The sequence below is a fragment of the Escherichia sp. MOD1-EC5433 genome, assembly GCF_002966005.1.
Lineage (GTDB): Bacteria > Pseudomonadota > Gammaproteobacteria > Enterobacterales > Enterobacteriaceae > Escherichia > Escherichia ruysiae.
On sequence record NZ_PTRL01000003.1, the window covers coordinates 102,159 to 124,291 of the forward strand.

Sequence of the window (22,133 nt, forward strand, 5' to 3'; positions counted from 1 at the left end):
CAGGATGTGGGGAATTCTGTTGAGCATCTATGAAACTGAATGCAACTTATATAAAAATACGTGATAAATGGTGGGGGCTTCCGCTGATCCTGCCTTCTTTAATCTTGCCCGTTTTCGCACAAATAAATACTTTTGCGCATATTTCCTCCGGTGAAGTTTTTCTCTTTTATCTGCCCCTGGCTCTGATGATCAGCATGATGATGTTTTTTAACTGGGCAGCATTACCGGGTATAGCATTAGGCATTTTTGTTCGTAAGTATGCGGAGCTTGGCCTGTATGAAACGCTTTCGTTAACGACTAATTTTATTATCATTGTCATTATTTGTTGGGGTGGTTACAGAGTTTTTTCTCCCCGGCGTAACAACGTTGCACATGGGGATACCCGCTTAATTTCCCAGCGAATTTTCTGGCAGATTGTTTTTCCGGCAACGTTGTTCCTGGTACTTTTCCAGTTTGCTGCGTTTGTAGGGTTACTGGCAAGCAGAGACAATCTGGTAGGGGTTATGCCCTTTAACCTCGGGACATTAATCAATTACCAGGCCTTGCTGGTAGGTAATCTTATCGGCGTCCCATTGTGCTACTTCATCATTCGGGTGGTGCGGAATCCGTTTTATTTACGTAGCTATTATTCGCAATTAAAACAGCAGGTTGACAAAAAGGTTACCAAAAAAGAATTTGCGATCTGGTTGCTTGCATTGGGTGCGTTGTTGTTGTTGCTATGTATGCCGTTAAATGAAAAAAGCACAATTTTTAGCACCAACTATACGTTATCGTTATTGCTACCGCTGATGATGTGGGGAGCAATGCGCTATGGCTATAAGTTTATATCGCTGCTCTGGGCGGTAGTGCTGATGATCAGCATTCACAGCTATCAGAACTACATTCCCCTTTATCCTGGATATACCACGCAACTGACCATAACTTCCTCCAGTTATCTGGTATTTTCATTTATTGTCAATTACATGGCTGTTCTGGCAACCCGTCAGCGAGCGGTGGTCAGACGCATTCAGCGGCTTGCATATGTGGATCCGGTTGTTCATCTGCCAAATATTCGCGCCCTGAACCGTGCATTGCGTGATGCACCATGGTCCGCGCTATGTTATTTACGCATCCCTGGCATGGAAATGTTGGTAAAGAACTATGGCATCATGCTACGCATTCAATATAAACAAAAACTTTCACACTGGCTGACACCGTTGCTGGAACCGGGCGAAGCTGTTTATCAGCTTTCCGGTAACGACCTTGCGTTGCGACTGAATACAGAATCATACCAGGAGCGCATTACCACGCTGGATAATCATCTGAAGCAGTTTCGTTTCTTTTGGGATGGAATGCCGTTACAGCCTCAGATTGGCGTCAGTTATTGCTATGTCCGCTCACCGGTTAATCATATATATCTGCTGCTGGGAGAGCTAAATACGGTTGCCGAACTTTCTATCGTGACCAATACCCCGGAAAATATGCAGCGTCGCGGGGCAATGTATTTACAACGTGAATTGAAAGACAAGGTGGCGATGATGAATCGGCTACAACAGGCGCTCGAGCATAACGATTTTTGCCTGATGGCCCAGCCGATTACAGGGGGGCGCGGTGATGTTTATCATGAAATTCTGCTGCGCATGAAAGGAGAGAATGGCGAACTCATCAATCCTGACAATTTCTTACCGGTCGCGCATGAATTTGGCTTATCGTCCAGCATCGACATGTGGGTTATCGAGCATACACTGCAATTTATGGCGGAAAATAGAGAAAAAATGCCTGCTCGCCGATTTGCTATTAACCTGTCGCCCACTTCCGTTTGTCAGGCGAGTTTCCCTTTAGATGTCAGTAAATTTTTGAATAAATATCAAATAGAAGCGTGGCAGCTTATCTTTGAGGTAACCGAGAGTAATACCCTGACCAATGTTAAGCAGGCACAGAATACACTGCAGCATCTTCAGGAGTTAGGATGCCAAATTGCAATTGATGATTTCGGCACCGGCTACGCCAGTTATGCGCGGCTAAAAAATGTGAATGCCAATTTATTAAAAATTGATGGCAGCTTCATACGCAATATTGTCTCGAATAGTCTGGATTACCAGATAGTGGCATCAATTTGTCATCTGGCGCGAATGAAGAAAATGCAAGTGGTTGCGGAATATGTTGAAAATGAAGAGATTCGCCAGGCGGTTCACTCTTTGGGTATTGATTACCTGCAAGGCTTTTTGATTGGTGAACCGCAGCCGTTAGTGGCGATGTTGGGTGAAAGAGAACCGGTTCGGGAAAGCGCGTAATTTATTTGGGCCAACATAACATGTTGGCCCGTTTTCATTTCATATTAAGCCGCAATTTCAGGCGTGCTTTCTTCTTCAATTTTTAACCGCCAGCCAGCCACGCCTTCCCAGTATTCTTGTTCCTTTTCCAGATCAAGCAATACCAGCGCGTTCTGGCTAAACCAGTCATGCGGAAAACGCAAGGTCCAGTGGCTGTCATCGGTAATCAGCGTTAATGTTGGCGGCGTGGTAGTCGCCTGACGTTGATTGTTGAGCAATACGCCAAGGCGCAATAGCTGAATCAGTGGCAGGAACTGTTTCTTCTTAAACAAGGTAAAGCGCGGCAGATCGTCGAGCTTAATCGCTTTACGGTGATAGCGTACCAGTGTCGCCATCATCAGCTGCTGCTCCTGATTAAATCCCGGTAAGTCGCTGTTTTGTAAAATATATGCAGAATGTCGATGCAGACCACTATGGTTGATATTCAACCCGACTTCATGCAGCATAGCGGCCCATCGCAGCAATGCTTCGAGCTGTGGATGCGCCAGTTTCGGTTGCTGTTCCCGCCACTGTTCGTACATCTGCATGGTGGTATCCAGCACCCGTCGGGCCTGTTCACTGTCGATGTGATACTGGTTAGCCAGACTACTGGCGGTGCGGCTACGCACATCCTGATGGCGGAAACGTCCTTCCATTTCATACAGCACGCCTTCGCGTAACGCCCCGTCAGAAAGTCGCAGTTCACGGATGGCTAAGGCATCAAACACACCGCATAAAATTGCCAGTCCTGGAACGAAGACAGTTTTCCTCTCTTCGGAAAGACCCGGTAAACTCAGCGATGCGAAATTACGGTGCCGTAAAACTTCTTTTACCAGTTTTTCCAGACGTTCCGGGGTAATTATCCCGTCTTTCTCGCCCATTTCCATCAACACTTCATGAGCAGCTTTAATGGTGCCGGAAGCGCCCATTGCCACATTCCAGCCCTGGATACGGAATTGCCAGGTTAAGGTTTCCAGTTTTTGCGCTGCCGCCATGCGTGCGCGCTGAAAATTCTCTTTATTGATGATGCCGCCCTGGAAATAAAGCTGGGCAAAGCTGACGCAACCCATCCGGCGACTTTCCACGAGAATCGGTTCGAAATTTTCACCAATCACCAGTTCTGTTGAGCCGCCACCAATATCAATAACCAGTTTGCGGCCCTTTTCCGGCTGGGTATGCTCCACGCCCATAAAAATCAGACGCGCTTCTTCGTTGCCGGAAATAATTTCAATCGGGTAGGGAATAACCTTTTCTGCTCGCTTCAGAAAGTCAGTGGCATTCAGCGCCTGACGTAGCGTATGGGTTCCGACAATACAGACGCTGGAAGGAGAAAACCCCTGCAGGCGTTCGGCAAACAGCGACAGGCAGTTTAAGCCACGCGTCATCGCTTCTTCACTCAACATATTATCTGGCCCCAGACCATCTGCCAGATGCACCCGTTGTTTCAGGCGGCCAATAATCTGCATTGCGCCATCCACCACACGGGCAATGACCATGTGGAAACTGTTTGAACCAAGATCGACCGCAGCGAACTCCTGCGGACGAGGGGATTTGTCGTGTATTGGCATAGGGTTATTCAGATTGTTCGAGTGATTTGATGTAGTCGTAGATCGCCAATTGCGCCCGTACTTTGCGGCGGTTACCACGGGGGACGTAGCGATTACTGAGTTCTTTATCGATATAACGCGCTTTGACTGTATCGCTGAACAGAATTTCGATGATGTCCAGCACCCGTTGCTTCAGTCGGGGATCGAGCAGCGGTGTAGCCACTTCAATACGATAATCAATATTGCGTGTCATCCAGTCGGCGGAAGAAAGGTAAACTTTTTTATCGCCGCCGTTTTCAAAAATATAAACCCGATCATGTTCAAGGTAACGATCGACAATACTAATAGCACGAATATTGTCGCTAATACCTTCCAGATTGGGGATCAGCGAACACATCCCGCGTACCAGGAGATTCACCGGCACGCCGGAACTGGAGGCCGCATACAGACGATCGACCAGACCTTTATCGACCAGGTTATTCAGTTTCAGGGTAATACCGCAAGGCAGCCCTTGTTGAGCGTTGGCTATCTCACGGTCAACCATTTCATACAGCAAACGACGGGAGTTTTGCGGCGACACCATTAAATAATCGAAAGTTACCGGACGGTATGGATTTTCAATAAAGTTGAACACCCGGCGTACTTCGTTGGTGATGCGCGCATCGGCGGTCAGCAGCGAGTAGTCGGTATAAAGACGCGCGGTTTTTTCATTAAAGTTCCCGGTTCCGATATGCGCGTAACGCACAACCTCACCGTTTTCTTTACGCGAAATCAGGAACAATTTGGCGTGAATTTTCAGCCCCGGCGCAGAGAAAATCACGTGTACGCCCGCTTCAGTCAGCCGTTTTGCCCAGTGAATGTTGGCTTCTTCGTCGAAACGCGCCTGTAACTCAACCACCACGGTGACTTTCTTACCGTTGTGAGCGGCGTGGATCATCGAGTCGATGATGCGCGAATCTTTCGCTACGCGGTAAATATTAATTTTAATCGCCAGTACGCTTGGGTCGAACGAGGCCTGGCGTAGCAGTTCCAGCACATGTTCAAAAGTGTGATAAGGATAATAGAGCAGCACATCGTGTTCGCGAATGGCATCAAAACCGTTACGGAACTGGGCTTTATCAAACCAAATGTGACGTAAACGCGGCAGTGGTTTATTCACCAGATTGGCTTTGCCGACATTGGGGAAATTAATAAAGTCTTTAAAATTATGATAACGGCCACCGGGTACGATGGAGTCGTAGCGGGAAATAGTCAGTTTTTCGCGCAACACCTCAACCAGCGCACTGGGCATATCGCGCTGATAAACAAAACGCACCGGTTCTGCGGTTAAACGCTGCTTCAGACTGGAAGACATCAGCTCCATCAGGCTGGCTTCCATCTCGTGCACTAAATCGTATTCGGCATCGCGGGTCATCTTCATTGAATAGGCATTCAGCGCGTCATAATCAAAGAAGCCTTTGAAAATATCATCAAGGCAGTAACGCAGAATGTTATCCAGAAGAATCATGGGTTTGCGTCGGCGCGGTGCTTCCGGCGGCAAATTAACAAAGCGCGGCACTTTATCTGAGGGGATCTCCAGCAGCGCATAACGGATGGTATCGCCACGGATTATTTCCACCGCCAGATAAGTGTAATCATCTTTCAGAAATTGCACTAAGTCAGTGTCAGGGTTGATTAAAATCGGCGTAATGTGCTGACGCAGATACTGCTTAAAATAATGACGCAGCCAGTTTTGTTGATTGACGGAGAGCTGGCGTTCATTAATCAGGAAAATCTGGTTGCGCGCCATCTCCAGCAACAGTTCGTTGTAGAGGCCGTCGAATTCCTGATCGGCTTTCAGCACGCGGGACTGAATTTTGCCCAGTAAATGGCGGGAATGAGAGTTGGAGCCTTGTTCTTCGCTAATAATGATGCGTCGCTTCAGTTCAGCGAAGCGGACTTTATAGAACTCATCAAGGTTATTGGAATAGATCCCCAGGAAACGCATCCTTTCAATCAGCGGGTTAGATTTGTCCGCCGCTTCCTGAAGCACGCGTTCATTGAACGATAACCAACTGAGCTCTTTTTCGATGTATAGCTTTTCCTGACCCATTACCACTTTTACTCCGTTTTATTCACGGGACACTGCCTGGATATTATGGCGAGCAATATTGGCAGATGTCCAACTATGCCAGAAAAGGGAGAAAAAAACTGCTGGAGCCTGCGATTTACAGGTGAATTGAAAAACGCCAACGGCAGGGCTGGCGCTTTAACTACGAGGGAATTACTCGTCGGCAGCGTAGCCCTGCGGCGGCAGACGCTGACCATCCAGCCACGCGGCGTTTTCGTGCATCTTCAGACGACCATCGGCAAACCAGCTAATCACCAGCGGATAAATGGCGTGCTCCTGGGTTTGTACGCGGGCGGTGATGTCATCTTCCGTATCACCGGCAAATACCGGGACTTTCGCCTGTAAAATAACCGGACCACCGTCCAGTTCATCGGTGACGAAATGCACCGATGTACCGTGTTCCTCATCGCCATTTTCCAGCGCCTGCCGATGGGTGTGCAAACCGGGATATTTTGGCAGCAGGGAAGGGTGAATGTTCAGCAAACGCCCGGCATAATGGGAGACAAACGCCGGGCTGAGAATGCGCATAAAACCGGCCAGTACAACCACGTCGGGAGCGTACATATCAATCTCATGAATCAACTCCCGGTCATAGGCTTCACGACTGTCAAACGCGCTGGCGATGAGCGTATGCGTTGCAATACCGGCTTTGCGGGCGCGTTCAAGGCCGAACGCGTCGGCCTTATTACTGAAAACTGCCCGTAGGGTGCCTTTGATTTTGTTGGTTTTGCAGGCGTCTATAATTGCCTGCAAATTACTTCCGTTACCGGAAATAAGCACCACAATATTCATTATTCGATAACCACGCGTTGTTCGGAATCAGAGGTTTTGATGATACCGATTTTCCACGCGTTTTCACCGTTGGCATTAAGCAGAGTGAGAGCTTTGTCCACTTCCGGAGCAGGCAGGGCGATAATCATCCCGACGCCGCAGTTGAAGGTGCGATACATTTCATGGCGCTCGACATTACCTGCCCTTTGCAGCCAGTTGAACACTTCCGGCCACTGCCAGGAGGATTCATCAATCACTGCCTGGGTGTTTTCCGGCAATACGCGCGGAATGTTTTCCCAGAAGCCGCCGCCGGTCAGGTGCGCAATAGCGTGCACGTCGACCTTTTCGATCAACTCCAGTACTGACTTCACGTAAATACGGGTCGGTGCCAACAGATGATCGGCTAATGGTTTGCCGTCGAGTTCGGTGGTTTGTGGATCACAACCGCTGACTTCGAGAATTTTGCGCACCAGCGAATAGCCGTTCGAGTGCGGGCCGCTGGAGCCGAGCGCAATCAGCACATCACCGTCGCTAACTTTAGAACCATCGATGATTTCTGATTTTTCTACCACGCCAACGCAGAAACCAGCAACGTCATAATCTTCACCGTGATACATCCCCGGCATTTCTGCCGTTTCGCCCCCCACCAGCGAACAGCCCGATTGCAGACAACCTTCGGCGATGCCGCTGATCACTGATGCAGCAGTATCAACATCCAGCTTTCCGGTTGCGTAATAGTCGAGGAAAAACAGCGGTTCAGCGCCTTGCACCACCAGATCATTAACGCACATGGCGACCAGATCGATACCAATGGTGTCGTGACGTTTTAAGTCCATCGCCAGACGCAGTTTAGTGCCCACGCCGTCAGTGCCGGAAACCAGCACGGGTTCGCGATATTTTTGCGGCAACGCACACAGCGCACCGAAGCCGCCCAGACCGCCCATCACTTCCGGGCGACGCGTTTTCTTCACTACGCCTTTGATTCTTCCAACCAGAGCATTACCCGCGTCAATATCAACACCGGCATCTTTGTAGCTAAGAGAGGTTTTATCGGTCACTGCTTGGGTCCCCACGCGTTACTTGCGGTAGAAAAATAAAAATTCGGCGCAATTCTAACAGGGAAAGCAAACGTTTGCGAGACTGCTTTACACAACCTTTTTTAACCTCTTTTTACCGAGAGAGTGACAAAAAAAGGTGTACATAGAGGGGATGAATGATTTTTTGCCAGGATAATTACCGTTATTAACTGTTTGATTATGAAATAACTTTATCTAAAATTTTTATGGTTTTGACTAAAATCAACGAAAATAATATTGCCGCCTTAAAGAAAGGAGGTATAATCCGTCGATTTTTTTTGTGGCTGCCCCTCAAAGGAGAAAGAGTATGAAGATCGTGGAAGTCAAACACCCACTCGTCAAACACAAGCTGGGACTGATGCGTGAGCAAGATATCAGCACCAAGCGCTTTCGCGAACTCGCTTCCGAAGTGGGTAGCCTGCTGACTTACGAAGCGACCGCTGACCTCGAAACTGAAAAAGTAACCATCGAGGGCTGGAATGGCCCGGTGGAAATCGACCAGATTAAAGGTAAGAAAATTACCGTGGTGCCAATTCTGCGCGCCGGTCTGGGGATGATGGACGGCGTGCTGGAAAACGTTCCGAGCGCGCGCATCAGCGTAGTCGGTATGTACCGTAATGAAGAAACGCTGGAACCAGTACCGTACTTCCAGAAACTGGTTTCTAACATTGATGAGCGTATGGCGCTGATCGTTGACCCAATGCTGGCAACTGGTGGTTCCGTTATCGCGACCATCGACCTGCTGAAAAAAGCGGGCTGCAGCAGCATTAAAGTGCTGGTGCTGGTGGCTGCGCCAGAAGGTATCGCTGCGCTGGAAAAAGCGCACCCGGACGTCGAGCTGTATACCGCATCAATTGACCAGGGATTGAACGAGCACGGATACATTATTCCGGGGCTTGGCGATGCCGGTGACAAAATCTTTGGTACAAAATAAAGAATAAAAATAATTAAAGCCGACTTTAAGAGTCGGCTTTTTTTTGAGTAAAGCGCCTATAACACATAATACAGAGGAATATACTATGACGCGCCGTGCTATCGGGGTGAGTGAAAGACCGCCACTTTTACAGACAATCCCGCTTAGTTTGCAACATTTGTTCGCCATGTTTGGTGCAACCGTCCTGGTGCCCGTCTTATTTCATATTAACCCGGCGACCGTACTGTTATTTAACGGTATCGGGACGCTGCTGTATCTCTTCATCTGTAAAGGTAAAATCCCGGCTTATCTCGGCTCCAGCTTTGCCTTTATTTCACCGGTATTGTTACTGTTGCCGTTGGGTTATGAAGTCGCATTGGGCGGCTTTATTATGTGTGGCGTGCTGTTCTGTCTGGTTTCTTTCATCGTGAAGAAAGCGGGAACCGGCTGGCTGGACGTGCTGTTTCCACCTGCGGCAATGGGCGCAATCGTTGCCGTCATCGGTCTGGAGCTGGCGGGCGTAGCTGCTGGTATGGCCGGTTTACTCCCGGCTGAAGGGCAAACGCCAGATTCCAAAACCATCATCATTTCTATTACCACGCTGGCGGTCACGGTTTTAGGTTCCGTGCTGTTCCGTGGTTTCCTGGCCATTATCCCGATTTTAATTGGCGTGCTGGTGGGGTATGCGCTCTCTTTCGCAATGGGAATTGTCGATACCACGCCGATTATTAATGCTCACTGGTTTGCTCTGCCAACTCTCTATACGCCGCGCTTCGAGTGGTTCGCCATTCTGACTATTCTGCCAGCGGCGTTAGTGGTTATTGCCGAACATGTAGGGCACCTGGTAGTAACGGCTAACATTGTCAAAAAAGATCTGCTGCGCGATCCGGGTCTGCACCGTTCGATGTTTGCTAACGGCCTGTCGACCGTGCTCTCCGGCTTCTTTGGTTCCACGCCAAACACCACCTACGGGGAAAACATTGGCGTTATGGCGATCACTCGCGTTTACAGTACCTGGGTTATCGGCGGCGCGGCGATTTTCGCTATCCTGCTTTCCTGTGTAGGTAAACTGGCTGCCGCTATCCAGATGATCCCACTGCCAGTAATGGGCGGTGTTTCGCTGCTGCTTTACGGTGTCATCGGTGCTTCCGGTATTCGTGTGTTGATCGAATCGAAAGTGGATTACAACAAAGCACAGAATCTGATCCTGACTTCCGTGATTTTGATCATCGGCGTCAGTGGCGCGAAGGTAAACATTGGCGCGGCAGAGCTGAAAGGCATGGCGCTGGCGACTATCGTCGGTATCGGCTTAAGTCTGATCTTCAAACTGATTAGCGTGCTGCGCCCTGAAGAAGTGGTGCTGGACGCAGAAGACGCGGATATAACAGACAAATAATGTACTGACCGGACAGTGCTGCTGCCCGGTTCAAACATCATGGGATTCTGTGGTAAACTTCTCGCGATTTTGTGAAATCCTGGTTGAGGTATCTCTGAACACACCGGCACAGCTCTCTTTGCCACTTTATCTTCCTGACGACGAAACCTTTGCAAGTTTCTGGCCGGGGGATAACTCCTCTCTACTGGCCGCGCTGCAAAACGTGCTGCGTCAGGAACATAGCGGTTACATCTATCTCTGGGCACGCGAAGGCGCGGGGCGCAGCCATCTGCTGCACGCGGCTTGCGCGGAATTGTCGCAGCGTGGCGATGCGGTGGGCTATGTCCCGCTGGATAAACGCACCTGGTTTGTCCCGGAAGTGCTCGACGGTATGGAGCATTTGTCGCTGGTTTGCATCGACAACATTGAGTGTATTGCCGGCGATGAGTTGTGGGAGATGGCGATTTTCGATCTCTACAATCGGATTCTGGAGTCGGGTAAAACACGGTTGTTGATCACTGGCGATCGTCCACCGCGTCAGTTGAATCTGGGATTACCGGATCTCGCGTCGCGTCTTGACTGGGGGCAGATCTACAAATTGCAGCCACTTTCTGATGAAGATAAGTTGCAGGCGCTACAGTTACGCGCGCGTTTGCGTGGTTTTGAACTGCCGGAAGATGTGGGACGCTTCTTGCTGAAGCGGCTCGACAGAGAGATGCGCACGCTATTTATGACACTGGATCAGCTGGATCATGCGTCGATTACCGCACAGCGTAAGCTGACCATTCCGTTTGTGAAAGAGATTCTGAAGCTGTAGGCAGGGTGTTTATTGTCGGATGCGGCGCGAACGCCTTATCCGATCTATGCGAAGCGCGTCCAATGCAATCACAGGCCGGACAAGACGCGGCAAGCGTCGCATCCGGCAATGTGCCTTAACTAGCGATGGGGCACATCTTAACCCACGATTTCCAGCACTTGTTCCGGTGGACGTCCAATGCGCGCTTTGCCATTGGCGACCACAATCGGGCGCTCCATCAGCTTCGGATTATCCACCATCGCCTGAATCAGCGCCTCTTCGCTAAGCGAACTGCCAGCCAGGTTCAGCTCTTTATAAAGCTCCTCTTTCTGGCGCATCAATTCACGGGCGCTATTCATCCCCAGCATTTTCAGCAAATCGCGCAGCGTTGCCGCATCGGCGGGTGTCTCAAGGTAGAGCACCACTTCTGGCTCCACGCCGTTTTCTTTCAGCAGGTTCAGCGTTTCACGGCTCTTTGAACAGCGTGGGTTATGGTAGATTTTTACCTGTTTGGTCATTGTTCTTCCTTTAATGCAAATTACATCTTGGTATAAGGCTTAAAGCGTTCCTGCAACTGGCGCAACTGGTCGATGCGCGCATCGTAACGCGCTTGTTGCAGGCTGCCTAATTTCACCTGCGAACTGGCGCTACTCAACAAGGAAATGGCCTGATCGAGTCGCCCTGCGAGTGCATAACCTTCTGCTCGCGCTGCCAATTCCTGATCGCGGTTATTTAGCGCGGCTTCTGCCTGTGCCAGCAAATCCCAGCCATTGCTGTCATCTTTATTATTAAAAGTGTAGCGATTCAGAATATTAGCCGCTTCCTGTGGCTGCCCACCTTGCAGATAAGCGTTTGCCAGGTTGAGCTGCAACACCGGATTGGTGCGTAAATCACGGGCATTTTTCAGGCGATTGATCGCATCATTGGCTTTGTTTTGCCCAAGGTCGATATCGGTAGCTAGATCGAGATACCACGCGTTGCCGGGTTCTGCCGCCAGTAACGGTTGCAGCGTTTTCCGTGCCTCGTCGTATTTATTGGCTTCCATCGCCTGTAAAGCACGACCATATTGCGCCGCCCGTTGCTGACGAACGTTACCTTTCGCCCATTCATCCAGCAAATCACTGGTGAGCTGGTTACGTCCGGAATTGTACATCCCCAGTGTGCGCGCTTTTGCCAGATAGAAATCTTCCGACGACTGCACCACCATCGGGCGCATCTGATTAGCACGGTTGCGGGCATCTGCCAGGCGGCTCTCCGGTAACGGGTGAGTCAGCAGAATTTCCGGCGGACGCGAAGAGTAGCGCGCCTGATCGAGTAATTTTTCGAGGAAGGTCGGCATCGCCTGCGGATCGAACCCCGAGCGTTGCAGCACCTGAATACCAATACGGTCTGCTTCCTGTTCATTTTGCTGGGTGAAGCTGATCATCCCCTGGCGCGTTCCCGCCAGCGTACCGGTCAGCGCCGCCATCCCCGCCTGCGGGCTGGCCATTGCCAGTAAAATAGAACCTAACGCCCCGACCCAGGTAAGCGGCGCGCTGCGTTGCTGATCTTCCATCGCTCGCGCCAGGTGACGTTGGGTGACGTGGGAGATTTCGTGCGCCATGACCGAAGCCAGTTGACTTTCGTTATCGGAATAACGGAACAAGGCAGAGTGCAGCACCACGTTGCCGCCAAAGAAAGCAAAGGCGTTGATTTCGTCGTTATTGATCAGAAAGAAATGGAACGGCGTCTTAACGGAGTTTGCATGTGAAACCAGGCGCATCCCCAGCGAATTAATATATTGCGTTAATAGTGGGTCATTAATTAACGGCGCGCTGCCGCGTAGCTGGCGAACATAATAGTCGCCCATCTGCATTTCCTGACCAATGGAAAGCGTGCTTCCTGCGGAGGTTCCCATATCCGGCAAAGTGTCTGCGCTATCGGCAAACGCCGGGGCTACCTGACCGATGGTCATAGCAGCAATGAGGGTTGCAACCAGGTTTTTTTTCAACTGCCTGAACATAACCTCTGTCCTGTATTTCTGGAGATAGTCATTTGACCGATACTGTGAAATATCGTTCCCACCGCGCCGCCTTTGAGTGTAGCGACGAAGATTAGCCCACTCAAATGACTTTTCAGTTTCCTGAATCCGTCATAAAAAGCGAAGTCTTTTTTGTGACATTTCGATACAATTGCGGATCGCAATCCCGCTCTTGAGGTTCAGGGAAGGTCTTTATGCTCGAAATGTTGATGCAATGGTATCGCCGCCGTTTTAGTGATCCGGAAGCGATTGCCTTGCTGGTTATTTTAGTTGCCGGATTTGGCATTATCTTTTTCTTTAGTGGCCTGCTCGCGCCGTTGCTGGTGGCTATTGTGTTGGCCTATTTGCTGGAATGGCCAACCGTGCGCCTGCAATCTATTGGCTGTTCCCGTCGTTGGGCGACGTCGATTGTGCTGGTTCTGTTTGTTGGCATTCTGCTACTGATGGCATTCGTGGTACTGCCTATCGCGTGGCAGCAGGGTATTTACTTAATCCGCGATATGCCGGGGATGCTCAATAAACTGTCTGATTTTGCCGCCACGTTGCCGCGCCGTTATCCGGCGTTAATGGATGCGGGCATTATTGATGCGATGGCCGACAATATGCGCAGCCGGATGCTCACCATGGGCGATTCGGTGGTGAAAATCTCTCTCGCCTCGCTGGTGGGCCTGCTGACCATTGCCGTCTATCTGGTGCTGGTGCCGCTGATGGTCTTTTTCCTTCTGAAAGATAAAGAGCAAATGTTGAATGCTGTCCGTCGGGTGCTTCCGCGTAACCGTGGGCTGGCAGGCCAGGTCTGGAAGGAGATGAATCAGCAAATCACCAACTACATCCGTGGCAAGGTGCTGGAGATGATTGTGGTGGGGATCGCCACCTGGCTGGGGTTCTTGCTTTTCGGACTGAACTATTCGCTGCTGCTGGCGGTGCTGGTCGGCTTCTCAGTGCTTATTCCGTACATTGGCGCATTTGTGGTGACTATTCCGGTGGTCGGCGTGGCACTATTCCAGTTTGGTGCTGGCACTGAATTCTGGAGCTGTTTCGCGGTATATCTGATTATCCAGGCGCTGGATGGCAACCTGTTAGTACCGGTGTTGTTCTCCGAAGCGGTTAACCTGCATCCGCTGGTGATTATTTTATCGGTGGTGATCTTCGGTGGGTTGTGGGGATTCTGGGGCGTGTTCTTTGCCATTCCTCTGGCTACGCTAATTAAAGCGGTAATCCATGCCTGGCCCGATGGCCAAATCGCGCAAGATTAACCTTCATTCCGCTACATCGCCGGATGTGAGGTGTGCTGGCCGCAAGCGCAGCCAGCACGGAATGGAGCAAAGTAATCAGGCGTGTTCTTTCAGCCAGTTAATCACTACGTCGTGGTGATTGCTGGTTTTGAAATCGTCAAATACATGTTCGATTTTGCCGTCAGCATCGATCAAGAAGCTGATGCGGTGAATACCATCGTAAGTTTTGCCCATGAAGGACTTCTCTCCCCAGACGCCGAATTGTTCGCACACCTGGTGGTCCTCATCAGACAGAAGCGTAAAGTTGAGCAGCTCTTTTTCCGCAAAACGGAAGAGTTTTTCGGGTTTATCGGTGCTAATACCCAGTACATCAACACCGGCTTTTTTCAACTCATCCATGTTATCGCGTAAGCCACAAGCTTGTACGGTACAGCCGGGGGTCATGGCTTTCGGGTAGAAATAAACCAGAACACGCTGTCCCTGGAAGTCGGTCAAATTAACTTGTTCTCCGTCTTGATCCGGCAAGCTAAATTTCGGTGCGATGTCACCGGCTTTCAGTGGATTCATTACTTAACTCCATCCTGTTCATCATGTTGGGAATAATTGACGACGCTAATACTGCCTTGCGCATTGAGTTCTGTACATAGTGCTTTGAAGGCTTGTTCAATATTTGCTGAGTCCGCAGACGCCGGGCTGTGGGCGGTTATCTGAATATGTAGTTGCGCAGCTCGTTCGTTTTCAGCAGGTTGCGTGCGAGATACTAGCTCCGCAATGTTCATATGGTGCGCGTCAAAAAGTGCGGTAAAGCGTTCAATTAAATGCGGTGAATCTGCCACATCGATCTGAACCCAGACAGATGCGGGCATCGGCGGACGCGGACGAGCCGTCGTGCGCTTCATCACGATTAAAAGATCCAGTTCGGCACCTTTCAACGGTAACGTTGATTCGATCAAGGTGATTGCGTTCCATGAACCGGAAAGCAGCATGATAAAGGTGAACTCTTCTCCCAGCATCGCCAGGCGACTGTCTTCAATATTACAGCCGCAACTACTGACATGACGGGTGATAGTGTTCACAATTCCTGGGCGATCGGCACCCAGCGCAGTGATCACCAGATAATGTTGCGATGACAGTGTCAAACCGGTTATTCCTTCAAGGGGGAGAGTAGCTCTTAAGGAAAGCATAAAAAAAACATGCATACAACAATCAGAACGGTTCTGTCTGCTTGCTTTTAATGCCATACCAAACGTACCATTGAGACACTTGTTTGCACAGAGGATGGCCCATGTTCACGGGAAGTATTGTCGCGATTGTTACTCCGATGGATGAAAAAGGTAATGTCTGTCGGGCTAGCTTAAAAAAACTGATTGATTATCATGTCGCCAGCGGTACTTCGGCGATTGTTTCTGTTGGCACCACTGGTGAGTCCGCTACCCTGAATCATGACGAACATGTTGATGTGGTGATGATGACCCTGGAGCTGGCTGATGGGCGTATTCCGGTAATTGCCGGAACTGGCGCTAACGCTACTGCGGAAGCCATTAGCCTGACACAGCGTTTCAATGACAGTGGCATTGTTGGCTGCCTGACGGTGACCCCTTATTACAACCGCCCGTCGCAGGAAGGTCTGTATCAGCATTTCAAAGCCATCGCTGAACATACTGACCTGCCGCAAATCCTGTATAATGTGCCGTCCCGTACTGGCTGCGATCTGCTACCAGAAACGGTGGGCCGTCTGGCGAAAGTAAAAAATATTATCGGAATCAAAGAGGCAACAGGGAACTTAACGCGTGTTAACCAGATCAAAGAGCTGGTTTCAGACGATTTTGTTCTGCTGAGCGGCGATGATGCGAGCACGCTGGACTTCATGCAGTTAGGTGGTCATGGCGTTATTTCCGTTACGGCTAACGTCGCAGCGCGTGATATGGCTCAGATGTGCAAACTGGCGGCAGAAGGGCATTTTGCCGAGGCACGCGTTATTAACCAGCGTCTGATGCCATTACACAACAAACTATTTGTCGAACCCAATCCAATCCCGGTGAAATGGGCATGTAAGGAACTGGGTCTTGTGGCGACCGATACGCTGCGCCTGCCAATGACTCCAATCACCGACAGTGGTCGTGAGACGGTCAGAGCGGCGCTTAAGTATGCCGGTTTGCTGTAAAGTTTAGGGAGATTTGATGGCTTACTCTGTTCAAAAGTCGCGCCTGGCAAAGGTTGCGGGTGTATCGCTTGTTCTGTTACTCGCAGCCTGTAGTTCTGACTCACGCTATAAGCGTCAGGTGAGTGGTGATGAAGCCTATCTGGAAGCGGCACCGCTTGCGGAGCTTCATGCCCCGGCAGGAATGATTTTGCCGGTGACCTCCGGTGATTATGCAATACCGGTGACCAACGGTAGCGGTGCTGTCGGTAAGGCGCTGGACATTCGTCCACCTGCCCAGCCGTTGGCGCTGATTTCCGGCGCACGTACCCAGTTTACGGGCGACACCGCCTCGCTGCTGGTAGAAAATGGTCGTGGCAATACTTTGTGGCCGCAGGTTGTTAGCGTGTTGCAGGCGAAAAACTACACCATTACCCAACGCGATGATGCTGGTCAGACGCTGACTACCGATTGGGTGCAATGGAACCGTCTTGACGAAGACGAGCAGTATCGCGGTCGTTATCAAATCTCTGTTAAACCGCAGGGTTATCAGCAGGCGGTAACGGTGAAACTGCTGAACCTGGAGCAGGCGGGCAAACCGGTTGCAGACGCGGCTTCCATGCAGCGTTACAGCACGGAGATGATGAACGTCATTTCTGCCGGTCTGGATAAATCCGTGACCGACGCGGCTAATGCGGCGCAAAACCGTGCTTCCACCACCATGGACGTACAAAGTGCTGCTGATGACACAGGCTTACCAATGCTGGTCGTTCGCGGGCCGTTCAACGTGGTTTGGCAACGTCTGCCAGCGGCGCTGGAAAAAGTGGGCATGAAAGTGACCGACAGCACCCGTTCGCAGGGCAGTATGGCCGTGACCTATAAGCCGTTGTCTGACAACGGCTGGCAGGAACTGGGCGCGAGCGATCCAGGTCTTGCATCCGGTGACTATAAACTGCAGGTCGGTGATTTAGATAACCGCAGCAGCTTGCAGTTCATCGATCCGAAAGGTCATACGCTGACTCAAAGCCAAAACGACGCACTGGTATCTGTCTTCCAGGCAGCGTTTAGCAAGTAAAAATACAGGGCTGGAGTAATCCGGCCCTTTTTTCTGATATGATACGCAAACGTGTGCGTCGACAGAAAAACGCGATTTTAGCGTTAATTCGCACGAAATTTGTTTGTCGGACACAGGTCGGGTAAGGCGTTCGCGCCGCATTCGGCAAAACTTCCGGCACACCAGACAGCAAAAGATTTTAAAACGTTAATTCACACCCAGGAGTGATAAAGATGCAAAAGCAAGCTGAGTTGTATCGTGGTAAAGCGAAAACCGTATACAGCACGGAAAACCCGGATCTGTTGGTGCTCGAATTCCGCAATGATACGTCAGCAGGTGATGGCGCGCGCATTGAGCAGTTTGATCGCAAAGGTATGGTGAACAACAAGTTCAACTACTTCATTATGAGCAAACTGGCTGAAGCGGGTATCCCGACTCAAATGGAGCGTCTGCTCTCCGATACCGAATGTCTGGTGAAAAAGCTGGATATGGTGCCGGTTGAGTGTGTCGTACGTAACCGTGCTGCTGGCTCTCTGGTGAAACGTCTTGGAATTGAAGAAGGTATTGAGCTGAACCCGCCGCTGTTCGATCTGTTCCTGAAAAACGACGCCATGCATGACCCGATGGTTAACGAATCTTATTGCGAAACTTTTGGCTGGGTAAGCAAAGAGAATCTGGCGCGTATGAAAGAGCTGACTTACAAAGCGAACGACGTGCTGAAAAAACTGTTCGATGATGCCGGTCTGATTCTGGTCGACTTCAAGCTGGAGTTTGGTCTGTACAAAGGCGAAGTCGTGCTGGGCGATGAGTTCTCCCCGGACGGTAGCCGCCTGTGGGACAAAGAAACGCTGGAGAAAATGGACAAAGACCGTTTCCGCCAGAGCCTCGGTGGCCTGATTGAAGCCTATGAAGCCGTCGCCCGCCGCTTGGGTGTACAGCTGGACTGATTTTTCTGATTGCTTATTTTTCAGCCGGAGGATGCTCCGGCTAAATGTCTTCGTTACTCCCGCTACAATAATTCGCATTATCTCCCTTTGACAGAAAAGTAATACCAAGCCAATATGTATATACATAACGTATATCCCAAAGAGGGGGGGCTATGGAAACTACTGTATTTTTAAGTAATCGCAGTCAGGCTGTCAGATTACCTAAAGCGGTCGCTCTGCCAGAAGACGTTAAGAAAGTAGAAATTATTGCGATTGGTCGTACAAGAATCATTACTCCCGTTGGTGAGTCCTGGGACAGTTGGTTTGATGGCGAAAATGTGAGTGCGGATTTTATGGATATCCGTGATCAACCCGCAATGCAGGAAAGGGAATCATTCTGATGCTGAAATTCATGCTGGATACCAATATCTGTATTTTCACTATTAAGAATAAACCAATACATGTCAGGGATCGCTTTAACCTGAATTCTGGCCGGATGTGTATAAGTTCTGTAACATTGATGGAGCTTATCTATGGGGCAGAAAAAAGTCAGATGCCAGAACGCAATTTAGCGGTGATTGAAGGTTTCGTATCTCGTTTGGAAGTGCTTGATTATGATAGTGCTGCTGCGACGCATACTGGGCAAATCAGAGCCGAGCTTGCCCGGCAGGGAAGGCCCGTTGGACCTTTTGACCAGATGATAGCGGGACATGCTCGCAGTCGCGGTTTGATTGTGGTTACCAACAATACCCGAGAGTTTGAGCGAGTAGCGGGAATCAGACTAGAAGACTGGAGCTAACATTCTCTTTTACTTCTAACATTCGTAAATTATATAACGAGGAATGAAGCCTTAATTCCTCCATCATTTCCTCCCGTTTTTCTGTGGTAATCTTCCTCTGAAGCACCTACGATCATCACTATAATGAATATATTGTTGAGGTATCTATGCGCTGGCAAGGGCGTCGTGAAAGTGACAATGTTGAAGACAGGCGAAACAGCTCTGGTGGTCCGTCAATGGGCGGTCCCGGTTTCCGTCTGCCAAGCGGTAAAGGTGGGCTGATTTTACTGGTAGTGGTGCTGGTCGCTGGCTACTATGGTGTTGATTTAACTGGGTTGATGACCGGACAGCCGATTTCCCAACAGCAATCAACGCGCTCAATTAGCCCAAATGAAGACGAAGCGGCAAAATTCACCTCGGTAATTCTGGCAACCACGGAAGACACCTGGGGGCAGCAATTCGAGAAAATGGGTAAGACTTATCAGCAACCGAAGCTGGTGATGTATCGCGGAATGACGCGCACCGGTTGCGGCGCCGGACAGTCCATTATGGGGCCGTTCTATTGCCCGGCGGATGGTACGGTCTATATCGATCTCTCTTTCTATGATGACATGAAAGACAAACTGGGCGCGGATGGTGATTTCGCTCAGGGATACGTTATCGCCCATGAAGTCGGTCATCATGTGCAGAAACTGTTAGGCATTGAGCCGAAAGTTCGTCAATTGCAACAAAACGCGACGCAAGCGGAAGTGAACCGCTTGTCTGTGCGTATGGAACTCCAGGCTGATTGCTTTGCCGGTGTCTGGGGGCACAGTATGCAGCAACAAGGCGTTCTGGAAACTGGCGATCTGGAAGAGGCGCTGAATGCGGCACAAGCCATCGGCGATGACCGCTTACAGCAGCAAAGTCAGGGGCGGGTAGTGCCGGACAGCTTTACTCATGGTACATCCCAACAACGCTATAGCTGGTTTAAACGTGGTTTCGACAGCGGCGATCCGGCACAATGCAATACTTTCGGTAAAAGCATTTAACTTTCGGGGCAGGGATGGCTGAACTGACCGCGCTACACACATTAACAGCGCAAATGAAACGCGAAGGGATTCGCCGCCTGTTGGTGTTGAGCGGGGATGCGTGCTGGTGTTGTGAACATGCGCTCAAATTGCGTGACGCATTACCTGGCGACTGGCTGTGGGTATCGCCGCAGCCAACTTCTGAAAACCACTGTACGCCAGCGGCGCTACAAACTTTACTTGGACGCGAGTTCCAGCATTCGGTATTCGATGCCCGCCAGGGCTTTGATGCCGCAGCCTTTGCGGCGCTTGGTGGAACGCTGAAAGCGGGCAGTTGGCTGGTTTTGTTACTTCCTGTATGGGAAGAATGGGAAAACCATCCCGATGCTGATTCGCTGCGCTGGAGTGATTGCGCCAGTCCCATCGCTACACCGCATTTTGTCCAGCATCTCAAACGCGTATTTGCGGCAGATGACGACGCTATTCTCTGGCGACAAGAGCAGCCACTAATGCTGGCGGATTTTGCTCCCCGTTCTGACTGGCAATCCGCTACCGGCGCACCGCAACCGAAACAACAACAGATACTACAGCAGCTTCTGACTATGCCACCGGGCGTGGCAGCGGTAACTGCTGCGCGCGGACGCGGTAAGTCGGCGCTGGCAGGGCAACTCATTTCCCGTATTGCGGGCAGTGCGATAGTCACTGCGCCTGCGAGAGCCGCAACGGATGTGCTGGCCCAGTTTGCCGGAGATAAGTTTCGTTTTGTTGCGCCGGATGCATTGCTGTTCAGTGAAGAAAAAGCCGACTGGCTGGTCATCGATGAAGCTGCTGCAATACCCGCCCCACTATTACATCAACTGGTATCACGCTTTCCGCGTACTTTGTTAACCACTACGGTGCAGGGCTATGAAGGCACCGGACGGGGTTTTTTGCTGAAATTTTGCGCCCGCTTCCCGCATTTGCAGCATTTTGAATTGCAACAGCCGATCCGTTGGGCACAGGGATGCCCGCTGGAAAAAGTGGTTAGCGAGGCACTGGTTTTTGACGATGAAACCTTCACGCGCGTACCCCAAGGCAACATCGTCATTTCTGCATTTGAACAGACTTTATGGCGAAGCGAGCCAGAAACGCCGTTAAAGGTTTACCAGTTATTGTCTGGTGCGCACTACCGGACTTCGCCGCTGGATTTACGACGGATGATGGACGCGCCGGGGCAACATTTTTTACAGGCGGCAGGCGAAAACGAGATTGCCGGGGCGCTGTGGCTGGTGGATGAAGGGGGATTATCTGAAGAACTGAGTCAGGCGGTCTGGGCAGGTTTTCGTCGCCCGCGTGGCAACCTGGTAGCTCAGTCGCTGGCGGCACACGGCAGCAATCCACTGGCGGCGACGTTACGCGGGCGGCGTGTCAGCCGCATTGCAGTCCATCCGGCGCGTCAGCGGGAAGGCACAGGGCAGCAACTTATTGCTGACGCAGTGCAATACATGCATAGCTTCGACTATCTTTCAGTGAGTTTTGGCTACACCGAGGAATTATGGCGTTTCTGGCAACGCTGCGGTTTTGTGCTGGTACGGATGGGCAATCATCGCGAAGCCAGCAGCGGCTGTTATACGGCGATGGCGCTGTTACCAATGAGCGAAGCGGGTAAACAACTGGCACAACGTGAGCATCATCGTTTACGCCGCGACGTGCAAATTCTCATGCAGTGGAATGGTGAAAGCATCCCGGTTGATCCGTTAAACGACATCATGCTTTCTGATGATGACTGGCTTGAACTGACCGGTTTTGCTTTCGCTCATCGTCCCCTTTTAACGTCGTTAGGTTGTTTAACACGCCTGCTGCAAACCAGTGAACTGGCATTACCGGCGCTGCGAGGACGGTTGCAGAAAAACATCAGCGACGCGCAGTTATGTACCACACTTAAACTTTCAGGCCGTAAGGCATTGCTGGTTTGCCAACGCGAAGAAGCCGCGCAGGCGCTATTCGCACTTGATGATGTCCGCACTGAACGCCTGCGCAATCGCATAACACAATGGCAATTTTTCCACTGACTCCTTCAATTTTCTCCCATGGTCATTGTGAGTCAGCGGC

Annotated in this window: 20 protein-coding genes; 12 read left to right on the top strand and 8 right to left on the bottom strand. The window is 50.6% G+C overall.

Features of this window, described 5'->3' with window-relative positions:
* Positions 1–29: 29 nt before the first annotated feature.
* Positions 30–2,273: a bifunctional diguanylate cyclase/phosphodiesterase gene (locus C3D30_RS07360; RefSeq protein ID WP_105286678.1), complete on the top strand. Its 2,244-nt coding sequence runs from the start codon at positions 30–32 to the stop codon at positions 2,271–2,273.
* A 44-nt stretch (positions 2,274–2,317) separates the two neighbouring features.
* Here C3D30_RS07360 and ppx read toward each other — a convergent pair whose 3' ends face one another.
* The 4 genes from ppx to purM form a co-directional block, all read right to left on the bottom strand.
* Entirely contained in the window at positions 2,318–3,859 is a 1,542-nt protein-coding gene (gene ppx, locus C3D30_RS07365) for an exopolyphosphatase (RefSeq protein ID WP_001121373.1), read from the bottom strand.
* 4 nt (positions 3,860–3,863) lie between these two features.
* Positions 3,864–5,930, bottom strand: coding sequence for a polyphosphate kinase 1 (gene ppk1 / locus C3D30_RS07370; RefSeq protein ID WP_010344570.1), 2,067 nt, complete (start codon positions 5,928–5,930; stop codon positions 3,864–3,866).
* A 171-nt stretch (positions 5,931–6,101) separates the two neighbouring features.
* Positions 6,102–6,740: a phosphoribosylglycinamide formyltransferase gene (gene purN, locus C3D30_RS07375; protein WP_001028604.1), complete on the bottom strand. Its 639-nt coding sequence runs from the start codon at positions 6,738–6,740 to the stop codon at positions 6,102–6,104.
* Positions 6,740–7,777, bottom strand: a complete 1,038-nt coding sequence (gene purM, locus C3D30_RS07380; RefSeq protein WP_105286679.1) for a phosphoribosylformylglycinamidine cyclo-ligase — start codon at positions 7,775–7,777, stop codon at positions 6,740–6,742. The genes purN and purM overlap by 1 nt, the downstream gene beginning before the upstream one ends.
* 325 nt (positions 7,778–8,102) lie before the next feature.
* Here purM and upp point away from each other — a divergent pair, with 325 nt between their 5' ends.
* The 3 genes from upp to C3D30_RS07395 all read left to right on the top strand — a co-directional run bounded on the left by upp (position 8,103) and on the right by C3D30_RS07395 (position 10,900).
* Positions 8,103–8,729, top strand: coding sequence for a uracil phosphoribosyltransferase (gene upp, locus C3D30_RS07385; RefSeq protein ID WP_001295473.1), 627 nt, complete (start codon positions 8,103–8,105; stop codon positions 8,727–8,729).
* Between the two features lie 85 nt (positions 8,730–8,814).
* Complete coding sequence (gene uraA / locus C3D30_RS07390; RefSeq protein ID WP_010349867.1) at positions 8,815–10,104, top strand: uracil permease; 1,290 nt, start codon at positions 8,815–8,817, stop codon at positions 10,102–10,104.
* A gap of 94 nt (positions 10,105–10,198) precedes the next feature.
* Positions 10,199–10,900, top strand: a complete 702-nt coding sequence (locus C3D30_RS07395; RefSeq protein WP_071599018.1) for a DnaA inactivator Hda — start codon at positions 10,199–10,201, stop codon at positions 10,898–10,900.
* Positions 10,901–11,037: 137 nt separating this feature from the next.
* On the opposite strand, the gene arsC is transcribed toward C3D30_RS07395, so the two are convergent.
* The gene (gene arsC / locus C3D30_RS07400) at positions 11,038–11,397 is read right to left on the bottom strand and encodes an arsenate reductase (glutaredoxin) (RefSeq protein WP_105286680.1); all 360 of its coding nucleotides are present in this window, start codon (positions 11,395–11,397) and stop codon (positions 11,038–11,040) included.
* Between the two features lie 20 nt (positions 11,398–11,417).
* A complete protein-coding gene (gene bepA, locus C3D30_RS07405) occupies positions 11,418–12,881 on the bottom strand; it encodes a beta-barrel assembly-enhancing protease (protein WP_000489665.1) in 1,464 nt (487 codons plus the stop codon).
* A gap of 212 nt (positions 12,882–13,093) precedes the next feature.
* Between bepA and C3D30_RS07415 the strand changes: the two genes are divergently transcribed.
* Positions 13,094–14,155, top strand: a complete 1,062-nt coding sequence (locus tag C3D30_RS07415) for an AI-2E family transporter (RefSeq protein WP_000892035.1) — start codon at positions 13,094–13,096, stop codon at positions 14,153–14,155.
* Positions 14,156–14,230: 75 nt separating this feature from the next.
* Here C3D30_RS07415 and bcp read toward each other — a convergent pair whose 3' ends face one another.
* Both bcp and C3D30_RS07425 read right to left on the bottom strand, forming a co-directional pair.
* On the bottom strand, positions 14,231–14,701 hold the full coding sequence (gene bcp / locus C3D30_RS07420; RefSeq protein ID WP_001068678.1) for a thioredoxin-dependent thiol peroxidase: 471 nt from the start codon (positions 14,699–14,701) through the stop codon (positions 14,231–14,233).
* Entirely contained in the window at positions 14,701–15,273 is a 573-nt protein-coding gene (locus C3D30_RS07425) for a glycine cleavage system transcriptional repressor (protein ID WP_000176182.1), read from the bottom strand. Before C3D30_RS07425 ends, bcp begins: the two co-directional genes overlap by 1 nt.
* Before the next feature lie 146 nt (positions 15,274–15,419).
* Between C3D30_RS07425 and dapA the strand changes: the two genes are divergently transcribed.
* The 7 genes from dapA to tmcA all read left to right on the top strand — a co-directional run bounded on the left by dapA (position 15,420) and on the right by tmcA (position 22,093).
* Positions 15,420–16,298: a 4-hydroxy-tetrahydrodipicolinate synthase gene (gene dapA, locus C3D30_RS07430; RefSeq protein WP_010349870.1), complete on the top strand. Its 879-nt coding sequence runs from the start codon at positions 15,420–15,422 to the stop codon at positions 16,296–16,298.
* Positions 16,299–16,314: 16 nt separating this feature from the next.
* Positions 16,315–17,349: an outer membrane protein assembly factor BamC gene (bamC, locus tag C3D30_RS07435; protein ID WP_105286681.1), complete on the top strand. Its 1,035-nt coding sequence runs from the start codon at positions 16,315–16,317 to the stop codon at positions 17,347–17,349.
* A gap of 212 nt (positions 17,350–17,561) precedes the next feature.
* Positions 17,562–18,275 carry a phosphoribosylaminoimidazolesuccinocarboxamide synthase gene (purC, locus tag C3D30_RS07440; protein ID WP_001295467.1) on the top strand — a complete coding sequence of 238 codons (714 nt, stop codon included), beginning with the start codon at positions 17,562–17,564 and terminating at the stop codon, positions 18,273–18,275.
* A gap of 152 nt (positions 18,276–18,427) precedes the next feature.
* Positions 18,428–18,655: a toxin-antitoxin system antitoxin VapB gene (vapB, locus tag C3D30_RS07445; protein WP_000450525.1), complete on the top strand. Its 228-nt coding sequence runs from the start codon at positions 18,428–18,430 to the stop codon at positions 18,653–18,655.
* The gene (gene vapC / locus C3D30_RS07450) at positions 18,655–19,053 is read left to right on the top strand and encodes a type II toxin-antitoxin system tRNA(fMet)-specific endonuclease VapC (RefSeq protein ID WP_105286682.1); all 399 of its coding nucleotides are present in this window, start codon (positions 18,655–18,657) and stop codon (positions 19,051–19,053) included. The genes vapB and vapC overlap by 1 nt, the downstream gene beginning before the upstream one ends.
* Before the next feature lie 146 nt (positions 19,054–19,199).
* A complete protein-coding gene (gene ypfJ, locus C3D30_RS07455; protein WP_001267512.1) occupies positions 19,200–20,063 on the top strand; it encodes a KPN_02809 family neutral zinc metallopeptidase in 864 nt (287 codons plus the stop codon).
* Between the two features lie 14 nt (positions 20,064–20,077).
* Positions 20,078–22,093 (top strand): tRNA cytosine(34) acetyltransferase TmcA, encoded by a 2,016-nt coding sequence (tmcA, locus tag C3D30_RS07460; RefSeq protein ID WP_105286683.1) that lies wholly within the window; start codon positions 20,078–20,080, stop codon positions 22,091–22,093.
* Positions 22,094–22,133 lie beyond the last annotated feature (40 nt).

Coding starts and splice junctions, on each gene's coding strand:
- purN (WP_001028604.1), bottom strand. CDS start 6,740: ATGAATATTGTGGTGCTTATTTCCGGTAACGGAAGTAATTTGCAGGCA.
- C3D30_RS07415 (WP_000892035.1), top strand. CDS start 13,094: ATGCTCGAAATGTTGATGCAATGGTATCGCCGCCGTTTTAGTGATCCG.
- ypfJ (WP_001267512.1), top strand. CDS start 19,200: ATGCGCTGGCAAGGGCGTCGTGAAAGTGACAATGTTGAAGACAGGCGA.
- purC (WP_001295467.1), top strand. CDS start 17,562: ATGCAAAAGCAAGCTGAGTTGTATCGTGGTAAAGCGAAAACCGTATAC.
- ppx (WP_001121373.1), bottom strand. CDS start 3,859: ATGCCAATACACGACAAATCCCCTCGTCCGCAGGAGTTCGCTGCGGTC.
- bamC (WP_105286681.1), top strand. CDS start 16,315: ATGGCTTACTCTGTTCAAAAGTCGCGCCTGGCAAAGGTTGCGGGTGTA.
- bcp (WP_001068678.1), bottom strand. CDS start 14,701: ATGAATCCACTGAAAGCCGGTGACATCGCACCGAAATTTAGCTTGCCG.
- uraA (WP_010349867.1), top strand. CDS start 8,815: ATGACGCGCCGTGCTATCGGGGTGAGTGAAAGACCGCCACTTTTACAG.
- tmcA (WP_105286683.1), top strand. CDS start 20,078: ATGGCTGAACTGACCGCGCTACACACATTAACAGCGCAAATGAAACGC.
- arsC (WP_105286680.1), bottom strand. CDS start 11,397: ATGACCAAACAGGTAAAAATCTACCATAACCCACGCTGTTCAAAGAGC.
- ppk1 (WP_010344570.1), bottom strand. CDS start 5,930: ATGGGTCAGGAAAAGCTATACATCGAAAAAGAGCTCAGTTGGTTATCG.
- vapB (WP_000450525.1), top strand. CDS start 18,428: ATGGAAACTACTGTATTTTTAAGTAATCGCAGTCAGGCTGTCAGATTA.
- vapC (WP_105286682.1), top strand. CDS start 18,655: ATGCTGAAATTCATGCTGGATACCAATATCTGTATTTTCACTATTAAG.
- upp (WP_001295473.1), top strand. CDS start 8,103: ATGAAGATCGTGGAAGTCAAACACCCACTCGTCAAACACAAGCTGGGA.
- bepA (WP_000489665.1), bottom strand. CDS start 12,881: ATGTTCAGGCAGTTGAAAAAAAACCTGGTTGCAACCCTCATTGCTGCT.
- C3D30_RS07360 (WP_105286678.1), top strand. CDS start 30: ATGAAACTGAATGCAACTTATATAAAAATACGTGATAAATGGTGGGGG.
- dapA (WP_010349870.1), top strand. CDS start 15,420: ATGTTCACGGGAAGTATTGTCGCGATTGTTACTCCGATGGATGAAAAA.